At 64.0% G+C, this 747-nt stretch carries 1 protein-coding gene; it reads right to left on the bottom strand.

What is annotated here, in order from left to right; genetic code table 11:
• A partial coding sequence (gene glyA, locus CAG47_RS27620; RefSeq protein WP_143515949.1) for a serine hydroxymethyltransferase occupies positions 1-746 on the bottom strand: 746 nt, incomplete at its 3' end.
• Position 747: the final 1 nt, after the last annotated feature.

The following is a 747-nucleotide window of genomic DNA, read 5'->3' as shown; positions in this document are numbered from 1 at the left end:
CCGCCCTGGGCACCGGGGAATACCGCGGCGTTGAGCTTCTTCTCGATTTCTTCGTTGGCCTTGGCCAGGATCAGGCCACCACGGGGACCGCGCAGGGTCTTGTGGGTGGTGGTGGTCACCACGTCGGCAAACGGGATCGGGTTCGGGTACAGGCCGGCAGCGACCAGACCGGCCACGTGGGCCATGTCGACGAACAGCAGCGCACCGACCTTGTCGGCGATCTGACGGAAGCGTGGGAAGTCGAGGGTCTTGGAGTAGGCCGAGAAGCCGGCGACGATCATCTTCGGCTTGTGCTCGACGGCCAGACGCTCGACTTCGTCGTAATCGATCAGGCCGGTGTTGGTGTCGATACCGTACTGCACGGCGTTGTACAGCTTGCCCGAGGACGACACCTTGGCACCGTGGGTCAGGTGACCGCCATGGGCCAGGCTCATGCCCAGGATGGTGTCGCCGGCTTGCAGCAGGGCCAGGTACACGGCGCTGTTGGCCGAGGAGCCGGAGTGCGGCTGGACGTTGGCGTAATCGGCGCCGAACAGTTGCTTGGCGCGTTCGATGGCCAGGGCTTCGACCTTGTCCACGTGTTCGCAGCCACCGTAGTAGCGCTTGCCCGGATAGCCTTCGGCGTACTTGTTGGTCAGGCCGCTGCCTTGCGCCTGCATGACGCGCTTGCTGGTGTAGTTCTCCGACGCGATCAGCTCGATGTGATCTTCCTGACGTTGCTCTTCGGCATTCATCGCCGCCAGCAGT

Source organism: Pseudomonas sp. R37(2017) (assembly GCF_002113375.1).
In the GTDB taxonomy this organism is placed as follows: domain Bacteria; phylum Pseudomonadota; class Gammaproteobacteria; order Pseudomonadales; family Pseudomonadaceae; genus Aquipseudomonas.
The sequence above is the reverse complement of the archived record's forward strand: the minus strand, read 5'-3'. Positions and strand labels throughout refer to the sequence as shown.